We start from the raw sequence: 18,366 nt of genomic DNA, 5'->3' as shown, positions 1-18,366 counted from the left end.
GGAACCTCGAATGCCCAACGGAAAACCCAACATCCTGGTCATCTGGGGCGACGACATCGGGATCAGCAACCTCAGCTGCTACAGCATGGGGTTGATGGGCTACCAGACGCCCAACATCGACCGTCTCGCCAAAGAGGGCATGCTGTTCACCGACGCCTACGGCGAGCAGAGTTGCACCGCCGGCCGCTCGGCGTTCATCACCGGGCAGAGCGTCTATCGCACCGGCCTGTCCAAGGTCGGCTTTCCGGGAGCCGACGTCGGCCTGCAGGCCGAGGACCCGACCATCGCCGAGTGCCTCAAACCGCTGGGGTACGCCACCGGCCAGTTCGGCAAGAACCACCTCGGCGACCTCAACAAGTACCTGCCGACGGTGCACGGGTTCGACGAGTTCTTCGGCAACTTGTATCACCTCAACGTCGAGGAGGAGCCCGAGCTCCCGGACTACCCGAAGAAAGAACAGTTCCCGATCCTCGCCGATCTGCAGCGGCCCCGTGGCGTGATCCACTCCTGGGCCACCGACGAGGTCTCCACCGAGCCCGACGATCCCAAGTACGGCCCGGTGGGCAAGCAGCGCATCGAGGACACCGGCCCGCTCACCAAGAAGCGGATGGAGACCATCGACGACGACACCACCGATGCCTGCGTCGACTTCATCCGACGCCAAGTCGCAGCGGACACACCGTTTTTCGTGTGGATGAACACCACCCACATGCACTTGCGCACGCACACCAAGCCGGAATCGCTCGGCCAGGCCGGTGTATGGCAGTCGCCGTACCACGACACGATGATCGATCACGACCGCCATGTCGGAAAGCTGCTCGATCTCGTCGACGAATTGGGCATCGCCGAGGACACCATCGTCATCTACTCGACCGACAACGGTCCGCATGCCAACACCTGGCCCGACGGTGCGACCACCCCGTTCCGCAGCGAGAAGAACACCAACTGGGAGGGCGCGTTCCGCATCCCCGAACTGATCCGCTGGCCCGGAAAGATCAAGGCGGGCAGCATCTCCAACGAGATCATCCAGCACCACGACTGGTTCCCCACGTTCCTCGCCGCGGCCGGGGAACCCGACATCATCGACAAGCTCAAGGCAGGCCACAAGGCCGGGGACAAGGAGTTCAAGGTCCACCTGGACGCCTTCAATCTGCTGCCGTACCTCACCGGGGAGGTCGACGAGAGCCCACGCAAAGGCTTCATCTATTTCTCCGACGACTGCGACGTGCTCGGATTGCGTTTCCACAACTGGAAAGTCGTGTTCCAGGAGCAACGCTGCCAAGGGACGCTGCAGATCTGGGCCGAGCCGTTCACGCCGCTGCGGGCACCCAAGATCTACAACCTGCGCACCGATCCCTATGAGCGCGGCGACATCACGTCCAATACGTACTACGACTGGTGGCTCGATCACGACTACATCGCGTTCTACGCGGGAGCCATCGTGACGCAGTTCCTCGAGACCTTCAAGGAGTTTCCGCCGCGCCAGGAGGCGGCGTCGTTCACCATCAACCAGGCCGTCGCCAAACTGCACGCATTCCTGGCGGCCGACTAGATGCTGGAGTCCTGGAAGGACGGGCCGGTGAAGCAGGCGATCGTCGACTTCACCGGCCGGGCCACCGCCGACGTCGCCCCCGAGGAACGGGTTGCGGTGTTCGACAACGACGGAACGCTGTGGTGTGAGAAACCCGCCTATATCCAATTGGATTTCCTGGTGCGCAGGCTGGCCGAACAGGCCGCGGCCGACCCGGCACTCGCCGCCAGGCAGCCGTACGCCGCAGCCGCATCCGGTGACCTCGACTGGTTCGGCGACGCCGTCACCAAGCACTACAACGGCGACGACTCGGCACTCAAAGTCCTTGCCGGAGGCATCCTTTCGGCATATGCCGGTTTGCCGGTCGAAGACCACGCCGAGTGTGTCAAGGCGTTCTTCGCCGACGCGCAGCATCCGACACTGAAGCGGCCGTACACCTCCTGTGGCTACGGTCCGATGGTCGAGTTGCTGCGTTACCTCGAAGCCAACGGCTTCACCACCTACATAGCATCCGGCGGCGGCCGCGACTTCATGCGTCCGGTCACCACCGCGATGTACGGCATCCCACCGGAACGGGTCATCGGCAGTTCGGTCGGGCTCGACTTCGCCGACGGCCACCTCAAAACCACGGCGACACCGGAGTTCCTGGACGACGGTCCGGTCAAGCCGGTACGTATCTGGGGCCGTATCGGTAGGCGCCCGATCTTCGCGGCAGGCAACTCCAACGGCGACATCGAGATGCTCGAGTACACCAGCGCAGGTGCCGGCCCGTCGTTGAGCATGCTGCTGCGCCACGACGACGCTGAGCGCGAATTCGATTACACCGCAGGCGCCGAGAGAGCATTGGCGCTGGCCGCTGACCGCGGCTGGACGGTGGCGAGCATGCGCGACGACTGGGCGCGGGTCTTTGACTGAACTGATATGGATCCCGCCACAGACCACGGTCTTGGGATCTGACCAGCATTACCCCGAGGAAGCGCCGGCGCGGGAGGTGTCGGTCGACGGCTTCTGGATCCAGCCGCACCAGGTGACCAACGCCCAGTACGCGGAGTTCGTGGCCGACACCGACTATGTCACCGTCGCTGAGCGGCCGGTGAATCCCGACGACTTCCCCGGCGCCCCACCGGAAAACCTGGTGCCGGGGTCGATGGTGTTCCACCGCACCCCGGGACCGGTCGACCTACGGCATCTCAGTCAATGGTGGACCTGGACACCTGGCGCATGCTGGAACCACCCGCGCGGCCCCCGGTCCTCGGTCAAAGGCCGTGAGCAACACCCTGTGGTGCACATCGCCTTCGAAGACGCTGCGGCATACGCGGATTGGGCCGGTTTGGCCCTGCCCACCGAAGCCCAATGGGAGACCGCGGCGCGTGGCGGGTTGACCGGGACGGCGTACACGTGGGGCGATGAGCCTGAATCGCCGGGTCGACGCATGGCCAATTATTGGCACGGCGAGTTTCCATACCTACCCGAAACCGGCTACGGCACAACCACACCGGTAGGCAGCTTCGAGCCGAACGGCTACGGCTTGTTCGACATGGCGGGCAACGTGTGGGAGTGGACCACAGACTGGTACGGCGAGGACCGCGCCACCACCCCCTGCTGCGCAGCAGACAGCCGCGACCCGCAGTTCGGGATTCCCCGCAAGGTCATCAAGGGCGGATCGTTCCTGTGCGCCGACAGCTACTGCATGCGGTACCGGCCTGCGGCACGGCGCCCGCAGATGGTGGATACCGGCATGAGCCACATCGGTTTTCGCTGCGTCAAGATGGAGGGAACGGCATGAACGACGAGAGCATCCGCGACGCGTACATCTACCTGCTGGGCAGGATGCTGGTCATCCGGCAAGAGATGACCGACCGCGCCGGCGACGGATTCGCCTACAACACAGTCCGTTACAACCCGTTGGGGTCGGCGGATTTCGTGAACCCCAATTTCGACGTCGCGTATCTCGAGGCGTGGATCGCGGTCGACGACGACACCGCGGTGCTGCTCGAGGTTCCGGAGATCACCGGCCGCTATTACACCGCCCAAGTCCTCGACGAGTGGGGTGAGGTGATCGTCAACATCAACGAGCGGGCCACCCCGGTCAAGCCGTCGGGCACGTTCGCATTCACGAAACCCGGCTCTACCGTGAGTATTCCACCCGGAGCCAGCCGCATCGACCTGCACTCGGGCAAGGCCAAACTGCTCGGCCGCATCGAGTTGGGCGACGACCCTGACATCGCGGTCGCGCTGCAAAAACGGTTCACACTGACCCCGCTCGGCGACATCACCGTCCCCGCTCCCCCACCGGTTCCCGGCTTCGACAACACCGCGCTGCTGGGCGTGGAGATCTTCGACTTGGCCCGCACCGTAGTGCCGTCGGCACTGGATGTGTCCCCGGCCGCAGCCGGCATGCAGTTGCAGGCGGGCGCGGTGGCCGACCACGTCGCGGGCAGTGCCGCAAACCGCGCCGAGGTGGACCGTCTGCTGACCGAGATCGTGATCCCTGAATTCCGCGACTACGCGTACACCAAAAGCGCACGGGTAGTGAACAACTGGATTGTCGGCGATACGGGCGGACACTACGGCGCCGACTACACCAAACGCACGGTGGCCAACCTCATCGGCCTGTGGGCCAACAGCCCATCCGAGGTGATCTACTTCAGCGGCAGTCTCGACGCCGACGGCAAACCACTCGACGGTGCGGGCAGCTACGTCCTGAACTTCCCGGCCGACGCGCTGCCAGCCTCCGCCGTCGACGGCTACTGGTCGGTGATTCTCGTATCGGTCCCGGATTTCCGCGTCGTCCCGAACCACTTGAACCGCTACAACTTCAACAGCCACTCCGATCTGGCCGTCGAGACCGACGGCTCACTCAGGATCGGCCTCGGCGCGAACGTGCCTGCAGGAGTGGCGGAATCGAATTGGCTGCCGTGTCAGCCCGGTGAGCGGTTCTCTCTGACATTCCGCGCATACGTGCCCAAGGACATCGTCCGGACAGGGCAGTGGGCGCCGCCGCCCATCGTGCGGTCGCCCTAGCCGAACGCCGGCGCGACAAAGCGATCCAGCATCCGTCGCTCCGACGCCTCGTCGGCGCCCGGCCAGAACAACATCGACAACACCACGCGCACAATCCAGTCCGCGGCCGCACCGTCGCCATCGGCCAACCCGGCCAGCTCGGTCGCAAAACCGGTGACCGCGTCCGATTCGGTCAACCCGCCTCCGCTACCGCTGCGCAGCGAGGTCATGAGCAGGTCGGCCATGGGATCCGACCGGATGAGCCGCAGCGCCACGACGACCGCCGTCAGCACCCGGTCCGCCCCGGAGAGCCCGTCCACCTGACGCCGGACCTCTTCGACGATCCTGGCCGCCAGCCGGGACAACACAGCGTCGCGGATCTCGGACTTGCCGCCCGCATGCCGGTACACCGTCGCGCGCGAGCAGTGCACCCGCGCGGCAATGGCGTCGATGTCGAGCGAGTCCAGACCGTCGCGGGCCACCAACTCCGTGGCCGCGGCATAGATGCGCTCAGCGGCGTGCGCACGCCGGTCACCACCGACCAACCAGTCGTCACCGCGCGGAGACACAATAGCTACCGTATCTCATCTTGAGACAAAAACAGACTTCTATCTCAGCATCGCCGCAGCGTACCGCGCCCTGCTGAGACGGCGGCCGCTGCCCGTCGCCGAACCGGCATGTCAACTTCGGCCCAGCCCGTTGACGACGCCGGGAACAGCCCGACAACCTGGGCGAATGCTCCTGGCACACGACCTCTTCGACCGGGCCTACCTGCAGAACCCCTACGCCCTCTACGACCGGATGCGCGCCGAAAACGCCGTAACTCGCATCGGTGAATCGGCCTTCTACGCCGCGACGTCATTCGAAGCCGTCGTCGAGGCCACCGGTCGCCCGCAAGACTTCTCGTCGAATCTCACCGCCGCCATGTGGCATCAACCGGACGGCACCATCACCGAGTTCGCCATGGACGGCCCGGGCGGTGCCACGCACGTGCTGGCGACCGCCGACGATCCGATCCACGCCGCCCACCGCAAGCTGGTGTTGCCCCGCCTGGCGGCCAAACGAATCCGCGAACTTGAGCCGTTCGTCGCCGCGACCACGGCGGACCTACTGCCGACCGGAGACTTCGACTGGATGGCCACCATCGCCGATCGCTTGCCCATGCTGGTGGTGGCGCGCCTGCTCGGGCTGCCGGCCGCCGATGCCGATCAGCTGGTCACCTGGGCATACGCCAGCACACAGTTGCTCGACGGTCTGGTCGACGCGGACCAGCTGACGGCGTCGGGTATCGCGGCGGTCGAGCTCGGGGGTTACCTGGTCGAACAGTTCGGGCGCGCTTCGGCGAAAGCGGGAGACGACCTGCTGGGCGATTTCGCCACCTACTGCGCGGCGGAGCGGCTCGGTTCGGACACCGCGGTGTTCATGCTGATCCAGTTGGTCAGCGCCGGCGCGGAATCGACGGCGTCGCTGATCGGCAGCGCTGTGCACATCCTGGCGCAACGGCCGGAGGTCGCAGACCGGCTGCGCCGCGACGCGGGCCTGCTCCCCGTGTTTCTGGAGGAGGTGCTGCGGTACGAGTCACCGTTTCGGGGCCATTTCCGGCACGTGCTGGCAGATACGGCGCTGGCGGGGACGGCCATGCCGGCCGGATCTCATCTCCTGCTGCTGTGGGGTGCGGCCAACAGGGATCCGGCGACGTTCGAGAATCCGCATGAATTCCGAATGGAGCGTGCCAACGCCAAGGGCCACCTGGCGTTCGGGAGGGGTGCGCACTTCTGTGTGGGCGCCGCGCTGGCGCGGCTTGAGGCGCGGGTCGTGATATCGCAGTTGCTGGCGGCCGGAAGCGTCATCGAGCCAACCGGGGACCCCGAGTGGCTCCCCAGCCTGCTGGTGCGCCGGCTGAGCCGGCTGCCACTGACTGTGCGGTGAGGCTCAGGCCCGTTGCGGGTCGGCGGCGATGCTGTCGTCGTCGACGAACACGAGGCCACCGTCATCGAGGTTGACGGCCCAGCGTCGGGCCGGCCCCACGATCCGCTCGCCGGCGATCTCGACGGCGGTGCCTGCCAGATCCGCGAAGTCCTCGACGACGACCCCATGTAGGGCATCGTCGGTTCCGGGATACACCGTGACCGGTGTGCCCACAGCTATCTGACCGGCAACCTGTTCCGATCCGCTGTCGTTAACCCCCGCTACGACATCTTCTGACATTCCGCACCTCCCCAATTGTCGACGAGTGCAACCGAGTACATCACAATCACCTGCGATCTGCTCGTTTTCTTTTCTTCTCCACAGCCACAATGCAGACACCTCAGGCAAACTGACAAATCGAAATATGAATGGTCGTCGGGCAAATCGTCACAGAAACGCCGCCGAAGGATCGACCATCACATCCGGGCGCGGAAAGTGATCTAGATCTCACGCAAGGTTGGCAACCCCAGCAGCATTCGCCGTACTCATCTCCCACCCAGCCCAGTCCATGTCGGCAGGTTGCTGCCGAGGGGCAAGCGAATGGCTGCTCGGTGTTCCGCCGAATCGGCGCCATCGGCGGTGACGCGCACCACAGCACGGTTCGCTACTGTTGCAACACGTTCTAACGAGGAGACCCATGTCGGGAGATACCGTTCTTGTGACCGGAGCGTTCGGGCTGGTCGGGTCGAAGGTCGTACAGACGCTGGCCGCCTCGGGACGCGAGGTCGTGGCAACGGATCTCGACATACCGGCCAACCGGAAAGCCGCCGCTCAGCTACCTACCAACGTGCGCCTGCGGTGGGCCGATCTGACCGACGCGGCGGCGGTGAACTCCCTCGTCGCCGAGATCTCCCCCGCCGCGATCATCCACCTCGCGGCGATCATCCCGCCGTTCTGCTACATGCGCCGCGGACTGGCCCGCAAGGTCAACGTCGAGGCCACCGCAGCACTGCTGCGAGCGGCCGAGGTGCAGGCCCAACCGCCACGGTTCGTGCAGGCCTCCAGCGTCGCGGTCTACGGTGCCCGCAATCCGCATCGGATCGCCGATGTGCTGACCGCGGACACCCCGACCAACCCCTCCGACATCTACGGCGCCCACAAGGTCGAGGCTGAATCCCTGGTCCGGGCCTCCACCCTGGACTGGCTGATCCTGCGGCTGGGCGGGGTGATGAGCTGCGAGTTCAGTCTGGACATCGACGTCGACCTGATCTCGTTCGAGAGCGTGCTGCCCGCCGACGGACGGCTGCAGACAGTCGACGTGCGCGACGTCGCCGAGGCGTTCGCAAAGGCCACCACCGTGGACGCCAACCGTGAAGTCCTGCTGATCGGCGGCGATCCGACGCATCGGCACACCCAGTCGGCAGTGGGCTCCCAGGCGGCCGCCGCCATGGGAATCAGGGGCGGCCTGCCGATCGGCCGGCCCGGCGACCCCGACAGTGACACGGCGTGGTTCGCCACCGACTGGATGGACACCGACCGCGCGCAGGAAGTGCTCGGCTTCCAGCATCACTCGTGGAGCCGGCTGCTGGCCGATACCCGGGCCAACGCCGGATGGAAACGCGTGCCGATCGGCGTGGCCGCACCGCTGATCCGCGGTTTCCTGCGATCGAAGTCGGCATACAAGGACTATCCCGGCCGGTACGCCGACGTGTGGAACGCGATAGCGAAGAAGTGGGGCGACCCGAGTCCGGACATGGCCGATGCGTGACCCCGCCATGCCGGGCCATGTCATGAAACTCGCCGGAGCGTAGCCGCCGAACGACGAGCCCGCCGGACGATAAGGTCAGCGCAACGGCGGGAAAGGCGGCATGGACAACCAATTCACGCTCACCCAGAGACGCGCATTGGCGGTCACCACCGTCATCGCACTGGTGCTCGGCGCCTACTTCCTGCGCAGTTTCTTCATCCTGATCGTGATGGCCGCCGTCGGCGCCTACCTGTTCTCGCCGCTGTATCACCGACTGCTGCGCCGGTTCGGTACCGGGCTGTCGGCCACGCTGACGCTGCTGTGGGCACTGTTGCTGTTGATCGTGCCGGTGTCGCTGTTGGTCTTTCTCGGCATCGTGCAGGTCACCCAGATGGTCAACGCAGTCAGCAACTGGGTGGGCGCGACCGATCTGAGCACCTTGGGCACCCGCACCCTCGACCTGGTCAACTCCCTGCTGGAGCGCGTGCCGTTCCTGCACATCCACGTCACCGCGGAATCGTTGCGCGGCACCATCGTCACGCTGTCGCAGCGGATCGGCGAATGGCTGCTCAGCGTCCTGCAGGGCGCTGTCGGCGGGATGGTCGGCGCCATCACGTCGTCGATCATCTTCCTGTACGTGTTCATATCGCTGCTGGTCAATCAGGACAGCGTGCTCACGCTGATCCGCCGGCTCAACCCGCTCGGCGAGGAGATCACCGACCTGTATCTGGCCAAGACCGGCGCCATGGTCAAGGGCACGGTCAAAGGCCAGTTCGTCATCGCGCTGTGCCAAGGCGTCGCAGGCGCGATCTCGATCTACATCGGCGGCTTCCACGAAGGGTTCTTCATCTTCGCGATCCTGCTGACCGCGCTGTCGGTGATCCCGCTCGGCGGCGGCATCGTCACCATCCCGTTCGGCATCGGGATGGTGTTCTTCGGCAATGTCACCGGCGGCATCTTCGTGGTGGCGTGGCATCTGCTGGTCGTCACCAACATCGACAACGTGCTGCGCCCGTTCCTGGTACCGAAGACCGCGCGGCTGGACCCGGCGCTGATGCTGCTGGCGGTCTTCGCAGGCATCTCGATGTTCGGTTTCTTCGGCCTGGTGATCGGCCCGGTGCTGATGATCATCATCGTCACCACCGTGAGCGTCTATCTGGCGGTCTACAAGGGCGTCGAGCTGGAGGCGTACGAGGCCGAGGCGCCCCGCAAGCGGTTGTGGTCCCGGTTCCGTACCCGCGCCACCGAGACCGCCGCTGCGCCTGAGGAGACGGCCCCGGCCACCGGCCCCGCTACGCCGCCGTCAGACGAGTCTTGAGGAACTCGACCACTCGCTTGCGCGCCTCGTAGGCCGGATGCCCGTCGACCTCGCGGACCTGGTCGGTGAGCACCGAGTGGGCCATCGGCGAAATCCCGTGCGGATTGCCCTTTTTCGAGTCGATCTCGATGACTTCGAACGCATCGCCGAGCCGTGACTTGAGTGTGCCGAACCGCGCCCCAGGTGCCATGCGGTCCTCGCTGAAGCGCAGGCCCAGAGCGCACAGGCCGTCGTTGGCGGCGCGTTGCTCGACGATCTTGAGCTCGTCCTCCGAGAGCCCGGGATCCCGGCGCATCTTCGCGGTGAGCGCGATCGGCGCCGAGGGCTGGCTCAGCACCGGGGCCAGCACACTGTCGTCGACGGCGGCGGCCAGCGCGAACCCACCGGTGAAACACTGCCCGATCACTCCGACGCCCTTGCCGGGTGTGCTCGCGTTGAGATCCCGGGCCAGCGCCCGCAGGTAGTGCGCGACGGGTCGGTCGGCGTTGGTCGCAAAGGCCGCGAATTCCTTTGTCACACAGGCTTTCAGCATCACCGGGACCGCGCCAGGACGCACCGCGGGCGCCCCCGGGGTGCCGAACAGTGACGGGGCGGCGACGGTGAACCCGTTGTCCACCAGGTGATTACCCAGCGCCAGCACGCCGGGATGAAGGCCGGGGATTTCCGGGATCAGGACGACGCCTGGCCCCTCCCCTTTGCGGTACACGTCGTAGGTCTGGTCGGCCGCCGAGAACGGTGCGACGGTCCAACCGGTGAGATCAGCTGCCGGAGCCGCTCCGGCGGCGAGATTGGGCTTGGGTGCGGTCATTGACCAGCTCCATCCGTTATCGCTTGACGGGAAGTGGCGACTGCTTCTGCGTCGCTTCCGCCAGCGTACGGTACTCATCCGTACCACCGGCTCCCGTGATGGCGATCTGCACCGGACCGCTCAGGCGCGTCGTCCACACCGACTCGGGGCTCTCGCTCTCGTACACCACCCAGGTCACCCCGTCGACGTTCTGGGTACCCGAGGGATACCCGCCCGCCTTGATCGAGGACACCAATGCGGTCTCGTCGGCGTTGCTCTGGGTCAGGCTCAGGTACGCGCCGGTGGGTGTGAGGTAGCCGACCCGAGACCACACCGCACGCCCGCGCTGCCCGTCGGGCAGGGTCATGCCGCCGTCGATGCTGCCGCGGCTACCGGAGTTGGCCTGCCAGCCGGCTGGCAACTGGGGCACTCGCAGCGGGATCTTGAGCGCGTCGGCGTCGGCACGCAGCCCAGCCGGGGCGTCATACACCGGCGCAGGTCCGCGGCCCGGCCCGTCGGTCGCCAGCGAGCACATGCCCAGCATGCCTGCAAGGACGACGCACGCCAGTACCAGCGGCGCCATCGACCAGAACATGTCCCGGCCGTCCTGCAGCAGGCGCGACTTGGCCGCCGGTGCCGGCCTGCCGGCGGCTTCGGGCCTGCGTGGAACCGGGGTGGGCTGGGTGGTCATGGTTGCAGTATCCCAGCTCGCACAGCGCCGGCCGGTTCTGGGAGAATCAGCCCATGAGTCCCACTCGCGGCGAAGCCCCGGATCGCAACCTTGCCCTCGAACTTGTCCGGGTAACCGAGGCGGGAGCCATGGCCGCAGGTAGGTGGGTCGGCCGCGGCGACAAAGAGCGCGGTGACGGCGCCGCCGTCGACGCCATGCGGGAGCTGGTCAACTCGGTCTCCATGCGCGGCGTCGTGGTGATCGGCGAGGGCGAGAAGGACAACGCCCCGATGCTCTACAACGGGGAGGAAGTCGGCAACGGCGACGGCCCCAACTGCGACTTCGCGGTCGACCCGGTCGACGGCACCACCCTTCTGAGCAAGGGCCTGCCCAACGCCATCTCCGTGCTGGCGGTCGCCGAGCGCGGCGCGATGTTCGACCCGTCGGCCGTGTTCTACATGAACAAGATCGCCGTCGGCCCCGAAGCTGCCGACGTCATCGACGTCACTGCCCCGATCGGTGAGAACGTCCGCAAGGTCGCCAAGGCCAAGCGCCTCTCGGTCGAGGACGTGACGGTCTGCATCCTCGACCGGCCCCGCCACGAGAAGCTGATGGCCGATGTCCGCGAGGCCGGCGCCCGGATCCGGCTGATCACCGACGGCGACGTCGCCGGCGCGATCGCGGCCTGCCGGCCCGACTCGGGCACCGACATCCTGGCCGGTATCGGTGGCACCCCCGAGGGCATCATCGCCGCGGCCGCCATCCGTTGCATGGGCGGCGCGATTCAGGCCAAACTCGCGCCCAAGGACGACGACGAGCGGCAGAAGGCCCTCGACCGTGGCTATGACCTCGACGCGATACTGTCCACCGAGCAGCTGGTGTCCGGCGAGAACGTCTTCTTCTGCGCCACCGGCGTGACCGACGGTGACCTGCTCAGGGGCGTGCGCTACGCCAGCGGCGGGTGCACCACGCAGTCGATCGTCATGCGGTCCAAGTCCGGCACCGTCCGGATGATCGAGGCCTACCACCGGCTCTCCAAGCTCAACGAATACTCCTCCATCGATTTCATCGGTGACGCGTCCGCCGTCCGACCCCTGCCGTAATCCACCCGAACAACTCCACCGCACACAAAAGGGAGCACATGTCCGCCGACAGCGCAGTCGAAGGTGAATTCCGAATCGAGCACGACACCATGGGCGAAGTCCGGGTGCCGATCAACGCCCTGTGGCGGGCGCAGACCCAACGCGCGGTGGAGAACTTTCCCATCTCGTTCCGCGGGCTGGAGCGCACCCAGATCCGGGCGCTGGGCCTGCTGAAGGCCGCGTGCGCCCAGGTGAACAAGGACCTGGGCCTGCTGGCACCGGAGAAGGCCGACGCGATCATCGCCGCGGCCGGTGAGATCGCCGACGGTCTGCACGACGACCAGTTCCCCATCGACGTGTTCCAGACCGGGTCGGGCACCAGCTCGAACATGAACACCAACGAGGTGATCGCGTCGATCGCCGCGCGCGACGGTGTGACGGTGCATCCCAACGACGACGTGAACATGTCGCAGAGCTCCAACGACACGTTCCCGACCGCCACGCACATCGCGGCAACGGAAGCCGCTGTGCGCCATCTGATTCCGGCACTCGAAGTGCTCCACGCATCGTTGGCCGCCAAGGCCAAGCAGTGGCGGACCACCGTGAAGTCGGGCCGCACGCACCTGATGGATGCCGTGCCGGTGACCCTGGGCCAGGAGTTCGGCGGCTATGCCCGCCAGGTCGAGGCCGGCATCGAGCGGGTCAAGGCCACGCTCCCCCGCCTGGGTGAGCTCGCCATCGGCGGCACCGCCGTCGGCACCGGCCTCAACGCGCCCGACGGTTTCGGCGCCAAGGTGGTCGAGGTGTTGGTCAACGAAACCGGCCTTGCTGAATTGCGCACTGCCGTCGACTCTTTCGAGGCTCAAGCGGCGCGCGACGGGCTGGTCGAAGCGTCCGGCGCACTGCGCACCATCGCGGTGTCGCTCACCAAGATCGCCAACGACGTGCGCTGGATGGGCTCCGGGCCGCTGACCGGTCTCGGCGAGATCCAGCTGCCCGACCTGCAGCCGGGTAGCTCCATCATGCCGGGCAAGGTCAATCCTGTTCTGCCCGAGGCGGTTACGCAGGTGGCCTGCCAGGTGGTCGGCAACGACGCCGCCATCGCGATGGGCGGTGCTTCTGGCGCATTCGAGCTCAACGTCTACATCCCGATGATGGCGCGCAACCTGCTGGAGTCATTCACGCTGCTGTCCAACGTGTCCCGGCTCTTCGCCGAGCGCTGCATCGACGGCCTGGTGGCCAACGAGGCGCATCTGCGCGAGCTCGCCGAGTCCTCGCCGTCCATCGTGACCCCGCTGAACTCGGCGATCGGTTACGAGGAGGCCGCCAAGGTCGCCAAGCAGGCCCTCAAGGAGAAGAAGACCATCCGCCAGACCGTGATCGACCGCGGTCTCATCGGCGACAAGCTCTCGGAGGCCGAACTCGACAAGCGCCTCGACGTTCTCGCCATGGCGAAAGTCAAGGACGGCGAGTAACTTTTCCCTTCCGCGAGCAGTCCCCCGCAAGCGGGGGAGTGTTCGCCGGGGACCTCGCGCCGAACGCGGCACTGAAAGTGACTTTGGTCCTCTGCGACAAGGACTTTCGCCCGACGCCCTCGCTACGTCTGATTACGTACGGTGTCACCATGCCGTACGTGATCGGAACAGCATGCGTCGACGTCATGCACAAAGCTTGTGTCCTGCAATGCCCGGTGGACTGCATCTACGAGGGCGCACGGTCCCTGTACATCAATCCCGACGAGTGCGTGGATTGCGGTGCATGCCGGCTGGAGTGCGACGCGGGCGCGATCTACTACGAAACCGATCTTCCCGACGACCAACTCCCGCACCTGGCAGACAACGCCGCATTCTTCAGCGAGATCTTGCCGGGCAGGGACGCACCGATCGGTTCCCCAGGTGGTGCCACCGCACTCGGCCGGTTGGGCGTGGACACGCCACTGGTGAGTGCCCTGGCGCCACGAAACCCTTGACCGGCCAAACGTGACGCTGCGGGTCTAAGCCGGCAGGGGTACCGTCCAGCACACCACTGTGCCACCGCCGGAACGGCTTTCGACACTCAGCTGCCCACCGGAGGCCTTGGCCCGGTCACGCAGATTCGCCAGCCCGCTCTCGGTGACCGCACCGGTGATGCCGCTGCCGTTGTCGGTCACCGTGATGCTCAGATCATCGGCCACTTCCACGCGAACGACGAGTTCTGTTGCCGCTGCGTGCCTTACCGCGTTGCTGACCGCCTCGCGCAGCACTGCCTCGGCGTGGTCGGCGAGCACGGCGTCGACAACCGACAGCGGGCCGACGAACTGGGTGGTGGTGTGTAGGCCACTGCTGGCGAACTGCGTGAGCACTTCATCGAGCCGTTGCCGCAACCGCGTCGTCCCTGCCGAACGCCCATGCAGGTCGAATATGGCGGTGCGGATCTCCTGGATGACCGCCTGCAGATCATCCACACTGCCGGCCAACCGCTGCTGCACGTCCGTTGAGCGGGCCCGCGCAATGGTGGCCTGCAACGACAATCCCACGGCGAACAACCGCTGGATGACGTGGTCGTGCAGATCACGCGCGATGCGCTCACGGTCGGAGAGGATCTCCAGTTCCTGCACCCGGCGCTGCGAGCTGGCCAGCTGCCAGGCCAGGGCGGCCTGGTCGGCGAACCCCGCGGCCATGTCCAGCTGCTCGTCGGTGAAGGCTCGGCCGCCCTGGGTGCGCAGCGCCACCAGCACACCGGTCACGGTGTCGGTGGCCCGCAGCGGAAGCACCAGTGCTGGTCCGGTGAACCCACACAGCTCCAGTTCTTCGGGACGCTGCGGGACGCCCGCGCGATAGACCTCGCCCACCGACGTCCCCGCCACCGGGATCGACGTGGTGCCGCAGTCGCGCACCGTCCCCGCGGTGGCAGCCACCATGAGCGCGGCGACATCACCGCGGTCGGCGTCGGCGTCTGCCGGCACGGCGACCACCGTGCCGTCGGCTCCGGTCAGCTTGAGTGCTTCGTCAGCCACCAGCCGGAAAACCCTGGCCGGGTCGGTACCGCCGAGCAGTTCCGTACCGATGTCGCGGGTGGCCTCGATCCATGCTTGCCGAGCCCTGGACTGTTCGTAGAGGCGGGCGTTCTCGATGGCGATGCCCGCGGCCGCCGCAAGCGCCTGCACCAGCACCTCGTCGTCCTCGCTGAACGGTTGGCCGTTGGTCTTGTCGGTGAGGTACAGATTGCCGAACACCTCGTCGCGGATGCGCACCGGAACACCGAGGAATGTGCGCATCGGCGGATGATTCGGCGGGAAGCCCACCGACGCCGGATGCAGCCGGATGTCATCGAGCCGAATGGGTTTCGGATCGTCGATCAACACACCCAACACGCCGCGCCCCTCGGGCAGGTGCCCGATGCTCTCCCGCATGGCGTCGTCGATGCCCTCGTTGACGAACTGCGTCAGCTCATGGCCTTCGCCGCGCACACCCAGCGCACCGTAGCGGGCGTCGACCAACTGAATCGCGGTGTGCACGATGGTTTTCAGCGTGACGTCGAGTTCGAGGCCCGAGGTGACCGCCAACATCGCCTCGACCAGTCCGTCGAGCCGATCACGTCCGGTCAGTATCTGCTCGACCCGGTCCTGCACCTCGGTCAGCAATTCGCGCAATCGCAACTGCGAGAGCGTCCCTCGCAGATCGTCGGCCACCGGCTCAACCTAGCCGGGACGGTCGAGTTTGGAGACGAAGACCGCAGCCTGAGTCCGGCGCTCCATGCCGAGCTTGGCCAACAGCCGGGATACATAGTTCTTCACGGTCTTTTCGGCCAGGAACATCCTGGCCGCGATCTGCTTGTTGGTCAGGCCCTCACCGAGGAGTTCGAGCAGCACCCGCTCCTGCTGCGTGAGCCCCGACAGCGGGTCGGCATGCTCGGCGTCGTGGCGCAGTTTGGCCATCAACGCCGCGGCGGCCCGGTTGTCCAGCAGTGACCGGCCGGCCCCAACGTCTTTGATGGCCTGCGCGAGCTCCATCCCCTTGATGTCCTTGACCACGTAGCCGCTGGCGCCTGCGAGGATCGCGTCCAGCATCGCCTCGTCGGAGGTGAACGACGTGAGTATCAGGCACCGAAGATCGGGCATGCGCGACAACAACTCCCGGCACAGCTCGATGCCGTTGCCGTCGGGCAGCCGCACATCGAGCACCGCGACATCGGGTGCGCTCGCGGGCACCCGGGCCAGCGCCTGGGCCACCGAATCGGCCTCGCCGATCACGTCCAGTTCGGGGTCGGCGCTGAGCAGATCGATGAGGCCGCGGCGGACCACCTCGTGGTCGTCGACCAGGAAAACTCTGATCATCTCCTGAGTCTCGCCGCAGTCGGCGTCGAGCGCAAACACATCACCAATCCCTAAGCGATGGTGAGGAAGTCGCTGACGGGCCGGCGCGGGGTGGGCGGCGGCACGTCGTCGAGGGCCGGAGCCAGCCCGATCCGCACCAGAACCTGCGGGCAAGCGTCCCGCGCGATCAGGTTGGCGACGATGTCCCGGCTGGCGTGCAGCTCGGTCACCTGTGACACCGGGCAGGTCGCCAAGCCGGCCATCGTGGCCTCCAGCAACACCTGCGACAACGCCTCACCGGCATCCAGCGCGTCGGCGCGACTGTAACCGTCGGTGGACAGCACGACGATGCGCGCGGCATCGTCGCCGATCGCCAGACGACGGTCGGTGTGAGCGGTCACCGGAAACGCTCGGGACACCGCGACCCGGTCGCTTTCCGCCGCGGACACCAGCGCGCTCTGCGGAATCCCGTCGGTTGTCGCGAAAGGCGTTGTCCACCAAGCCAGGTCGGCGTGATATCCGGAGTCGTACAGCCGTAGCGACTCACTGAGCATGGCCGCTTCGGCCAGCTGCGGGCGCATCTCGTCGGTCAGCACGTCGAGGTGCACCGGCCCGGCGGCCAGCCAGGCCCGCATCAACGGTTCGAAGGACTCCCAGTCAGCAGGCGCGGCCATTGGCAGCCGGTCTGTGCGGCGCGCCAGGATCGCGTCGGCGCGCCTGCGGTGCGCGTCGGTCACGAAGGAGAGCGGGCTGAACTGCAGCGTCGCCAGGTGGTCGGGATGGTTGGGGTCCGGGAACCGCTCGACGTCACTGTTCCAGCCCGCGGCGGCCATGGCGACCACGACATGGTCGAGCATCACACCGCAGCTGATGACCGCTTCACGCGCCGACCGGTCCGTGGCACGCACGACGCGTTCGGGATCGAGGTGCAGCTGCAAGGCCTCGTCGGTGTACACCCAGCGCCAGGGCTGGGTGTTGTGCAATGACGGTGCGCGCGAGGCCAGCTGGACGGCTGTGGTGATGGTGGCGCTGTCGAACATGGTGTCGGGCATGCCACCAGCGTCGTCCCGCAAGGCTTATCCGGTTAGGGTCTTTGGTCCTCAACCGGGCGCGACGCGCGTCACGCCCCGTTGTTCACTCCACCGGAGTTGGCGCCCGGGATGTCTTTGATCGGGAAGTTCGGCATGGGCGGCGGCGACGGTGTGGGCGGCAGCGTCGGGATGCTGGCGGGCGGGATGTCCTGCAGGCCGTTGACCGGCGGGCCGTTCTCGCGGCTGCCGTAACTCGTGCCGGGCTCGCGCGGGCCGAGCAGGTGGCTGACCGTCACCATGTGGTAGTCGTTGGCCTTGAGCACGGGGATGAACTGCTGCACCAGATCGACGGTGGACGAGTAGGTGTCGTGGAACAAGACCACCGAGCCGGGTTTGATCTGGGTCATCAGCATGTACCGGGTGGCCGCGGTGTTCGAGTCGTTGGCCCAGTCGAACGGGATGACGTCCCAGTTGATGTCGGCCAGACCCTGCTTCTTGGCCTCCGACAATACCTGGTCGTTGATCAGCCCGCCCGCGGTGCGGAGCAGTTTCGGCCGCTGGCCCGTCGCCTGCTCGATGGCATCGCTGGCCTTGGACAGCTGAGACGGGATGTCCTCCGGCGGAATGGTCGTCATGTTGGGGTGTTCCCAGGTGTGCTGGCCGAGCTCCATGCCTGCCTCGACCACCCGCTTGGCCCCCTCGGGGTTGGCGGCGACCTTGTTGCCGATCTCGAAGAACGTCGCCTTGGCGTCGTTGTCCTGCAGGATCTTCAGCAGCCGGTCGGTGTACGGACTGGGGCCGTCGTCAAACGTCAGAGCGACGCACTTCTCCACTGCGCAGTTGACGTCGTCGGCCGACGCGCGCCGGATGTGCCCGGTGACCGCACCAGCCACGACGACCACGACGGCGACGAAAATGCCGATCACGGTCCATCGCCACGCCTGGCTGTTGGGGAGTCTCACCACTCCGGCAGCCTACCGGCTGAGGATTTGTGC

At 66.5% G+C, this 18,366-nt stretch carries 18 protein-coding genes; 10 read left to right on the top strand and 8 right to left on the bottom strand.

The features are described from left to right. Positions 1-10 precede the first annotated feature (10 nt). The 4 genes from RMCB_RS22860 to RMCB_RS22845 are packed head-to-tail and all read left to right on the top strand — an operon-like array spanning position 11 to position 4,555. Positions 11-1,552 carry an arylsulfatase gene (locus RMCB_RS22860; protein ID WP_062830601.1) on the top strand — a complete coding sequence of 514 codons (1,542 nt, stop codon included), beginning with the start codon at positions 11-13 and terminating at the stop codon, positions 1,550-1,552. Continuing rightward, a complete protein-coding gene (locus RMCB_RS22855) occupies positions 1,553-2,446 on the top strand; it encodes an HAD family hydrolase (protein ID WP_062830600.1) in 894 nt (297 codons plus the stop codon). Continuing rightward, positions 2,439-3,317: a formylglycine-generating enzyme family protein gene (locus RMCB_RS22850; protein WP_029366388.1), complete on the top strand. Its 879-nt coding sequence runs from the start codon at positions 2,439-2,441 to the stop codon at positions 3,315-3,317. Before RMCB_RS22855 ends, RMCB_RS22850 begins: the two co-directional genes overlap by 8 nt. Further along, the gene (locus RMCB_RS22845) at positions 3,314-4,555 is read left to right on the top strand and encodes a DUF1214 domain-containing protein (protein WP_062830599.1); all 1,242 of its coding nucleotides are present in this window, start codon (positions 3,314-3,316) and stop codon (positions 4,553-4,555) included. The genes RMCB_RS22850 and RMCB_RS22845 overlap by 4 nt, the downstream gene beginning before the upstream one ends. Here RMCB_RS22845 and RMCB_RS22840 read toward each other — a convergent pair. After that, on the bottom strand, positions 4,552-5,103 hold the full coding sequence (locus RMCB_RS22840; protein WP_062830598.1) for a TetR/AcrR family transcriptional regulator: 552 nt from the start codon (positions 5,101-5,103) through the stop codon (positions 4,552-4,554). The two genes, RMCB_RS22845 and RMCB_RS22840, sit on opposite strands and share 4 nt — an antisense overlap. Positions 5,104-5,269: 166 nt before the next feature. Here RMCB_RS22840 and RMCB_RS22835 point away from each other — a divergent pair, with 166 nt between their 5' ends. Next, positions 5,270-6,463, top strand: coding sequence for a cytochrome P450 (locus RMCB_RS22835; RefSeq protein ID WP_062830597.1), 1,194 nt, complete (start codon positions 5,270-5,272; stop codon positions 6,461-6,463). A gap of 3 nt (positions 6,464-6,466) precedes the next feature. On the opposite strand, the gene RMCB_RS22830 is transcribed toward RMCB_RS22835, so the two are convergent. Beyond that, on the bottom strand, positions 6,467-6,742 hold the full coding sequence (locus RMCB_RS22830; RefSeq protein ID WP_029366384.1) for a hypothetical protein: 276 nt from the start codon (positions 6,740-6,742) through the stop codon (positions 6,467-6,469). A gap of 397 nt (positions 6,743-7,139) precedes the next feature. Here RMCB_RS22830 and RMCB_RS22825 point away from each other — a divergent pair, with 397 nt between their 5' ends. Beyond that, positions 7,140-8,210, top strand: a complete 1,071-nt coding sequence (locus RMCB_RS22825) for a cholesterol dehydrogenase/isomerase (protein ID WP_062830596.1) — start codon at positions 7,140-7,142, stop codon at positions 8,208-8,210. Positions 8,211-8,310: 100 nt separating this feature from the next. Beyond that, the gene (locus tag RMCB_RS22820) at positions 8,311-9,507 is read left to right on the top strand and encodes an AI-2E family transporter (RefSeq protein WP_062830595.1); all 1,197 of its coding nucleotides are present in this window, start codon (positions 8,311-8,313) and stop codon (positions 9,505-9,507) included. On the opposite strand, the gene RMCB_RS22815 is transcribed toward RMCB_RS22820, so the two are convergent. Both RMCB_RS22815 and RMCB_RS22810 read right to left on the bottom strand, forming a co-directional pair. Continuing rightward, positions 9,482-10,315 (bottom strand): dienelactone hydrolase family protein, encoded by an 834-nt coding sequence (locus RMCB_RS22815; protein ID WP_062830594.1) that lies wholly within the window; start codon positions 10,313-10,315, stop codon positions 9,482-9,484. The genes RMCB_RS22820 and RMCB_RS22815 overlap by 26 nt on opposite strands. 16 nt (positions 10,316-10,331) lie before the next feature. After that, positions 10,332-10,985: a DUF4245 domain-containing protein gene (locus RMCB_RS22810; protein WP_029366380.1), complete on the bottom strand. Its 654-nt coding sequence runs from the start codon at positions 10,983-10,985 to the stop codon at positions 10,332-10,334. Between the two features lie 53 nt (positions 10,986-11,038). On the opposite strand from RMCB_RS22810, the gene glpX reads away from it, so the two are divergent. The 3 genes from glpX (at position 11,039) to fdxA (ending at position 14,015) form a co-directional block, all read left to right on the top strand. Next, complete coding sequence (glpX, locus tag RMCB_RS22805) at positions 11,039-12,067, top strand: class II fructose-bisphosphatase (RefSeq protein WP_029366379.1); 1,029 nt, start codon at positions 11,039-11,041, stop codon at positions 12,065-12,067. 38 nt (positions 12,068-12,105) lie between these two features. Further along, entirely contained in the window at positions 12,106-13,521 is a 1,416-nt protein-coding gene (locus RMCB_RS22800) for a class II fumarate hydratase (protein ID WP_029366378.1), read from the top strand. Positions 13,522-13,670: 149 nt separating this feature from the next. Further along, positions 13,671-14,015 (top strand): ferredoxin, encoded by a 345-nt coding sequence (fdxA, locus tag RMCB_RS22795; protein WP_062830593.1) that lies wholly within the window; start codon positions 13,671-13,673, stop codon positions 14,013-14,015. Positions 14,016-14,039: 24 nt separating this feature from the next. Here fdxA and RMCB_RS22790 read toward each other — a convergent pair whose 3' ends face one another. The 4 genes from RMCB_RS22790 to RMCB_RS22775 form a co-directional block, all read right to left on the bottom strand. Next, the gene (locus RMCB_RS22790) at positions 14,040-15,716 is read right to left on the bottom strand and encodes a GAF domain-containing sensor histidine kinase (RefSeq protein ID WP_062830592.1); all 1,677 of its coding nucleotides are present in this window, start codon (positions 15,714-15,716) and stop codon (positions 14,040-14,042) included. A gap of 9 nt (positions 15,717-15,725) precedes the next feature. Next, the gene (gene dosR / locus RMCB_RS22785) at positions 15,726-16,361 is read right to left on the bottom strand and encodes a hypoxia response regulator transcription factor DosR/DevR (RefSeq protein ID WP_029366375.1); all 636 of its coding nucleotides are present in this window, start codon (positions 16,359-16,361) and stop codon (positions 15,726-15,728) included. Between the two features lie 50 nt (positions 16,362-16,411). Then, the gene (locus RMCB_RS22780) at positions 16,412-17,392 is read right to left on the bottom strand and encodes an Acg family FMN-binding oxidoreductase (RefSeq protein WP_062830591.1); all 981 of its coding nucleotides are present in this window, start codon (positions 17,390-17,392) and stop codon (positions 16,412-16,414) included. Positions 17,393-17,460: 68 nt separating this feature from the next. Further along, the gene (locus RMCB_RS22775) at positions 17,461-18,336 is read right to left on the bottom strand and encodes a polysaccharide deacetylase family protein (protein WP_062830590.1); all 876 of its coding nucleotides are present in this window, start codon (positions 18,334-18,336) and stop codon (positions 17,461-17,463) included. Positions 18,337-18,366 lie beyond the last annotated feature (30 nt).

The sequence above is a fragment of the Mycolicibacterium brisbanense genome (assembly GCF_001570425.1).
In the GTDB taxonomy this organism is placed as follows: domain Bacteria; phylum Actinomycetota; class Actinomycetes; order Mycobacteriales; family Mycobacteriaceae; genus Mycobacterium; species Mycobacterium brisbanense.
The sequence above is the reverse complement of the archived record's forward strand: the minus strand, read 5'-3'. Positions and strand labels throughout refer to the sequence as shown.

Bases quoted from the DNA above. Each gene is read 5' to 3' on its own strand.
- RMCB_RS22860 (WP_062830601.1), top strand. From the start codon at position 11: ATGCCCAACGGAAAACCCAACATCCTGGTCATCTGGGGCGACGACATC.
- RMCB_RS22855 (WP_062830600.1), top strand. From the start codon at position 1,553: ATGCTGGAGTCCTGGAAGGACGGGCCGGTGAAGCAGGCGATCGTCGAC.
- RMCB_RS22845 (WP_062830599.1), top strand. From the start codon at position 3,314: ATGAACGACGAGAGCATCCGCGACGCGTACATCTACCTGCTGGGCAGG.
- RMCB_RS22835 (WP_062830597.1), top strand. From the start codon at position 5,270: ATGCTCCTGGCACACGACCTCTTCGACCGGGCCTACCTGCAGAACCCC.
- RMCB_RS22830 (WP_029366384.1), bottom strand. From the start codon at position 6,742: ATGTCAGAAGATGTCGTAGCGGGGGTTAACGACAGCGGATCGGAACAG.
- RMCB_RS22825 (WP_062830596.1), top strand. From the start codon at position 7,140: ATGTCGGGAGATACCGTTCTTGTGACCGGAGCGTTCGGGCTGGTCGGG.
- RMCB_RS22820 (WP_062830595.1), top strand. From the start codon at position 8,311: ATGGACAACCAATTCACGCTCACCCAGAGACGCGCATTGGCGGTCACC.
- RMCB_RS22815 (WP_062830594.1), bottom strand. From the start codon at position 10,315: ATGACCGCACCCAAGCCCAATCTCGCCGCCGGAGCGGCTCCGGCAGCT.
- RMCB_RS22810 (WP_029366380.1), bottom strand. From the start codon at position 10,985: ATGACCACCCAGCCCACCCCGGTTCCACGCAGGCCCGAAGCCGCCGGC.
- glpX (WP_029366379.1), top strand. From the start codon at position 11,039: ATGAGTCCCACTCGCGGCGAAGCCCCGGATCGCAACCTTGCCCTCGAA.
- RMCB_RS22800 (WP_029366378.1), top strand. From the start codon at position 12,106: ATGTCCGCCGACAGCGCAGTCGAAGGTGAATTCCGAATCGAGCACGAC.
- fdxA (WP_062830593.1), top strand. From the start codon at position 13,671: ATGCCGTACGTGATCGGAACAGCATGCGTCGACGTCATGCACAAAGCT.
- dosR (WP_029366375.1), bottom strand. From the start codon at position 16,361: ATGATCAGAGTTTTCCTGGTCGACGACCACGAGGTGGTCCGCCGCGGC.
- RMCB_RS22780 (WP_062830591.1), bottom strand. From the start codon at position 17,392: ATGCCCGACACCATGTTCGACAGCGCCACCATCACCACAGCCGTCCAG.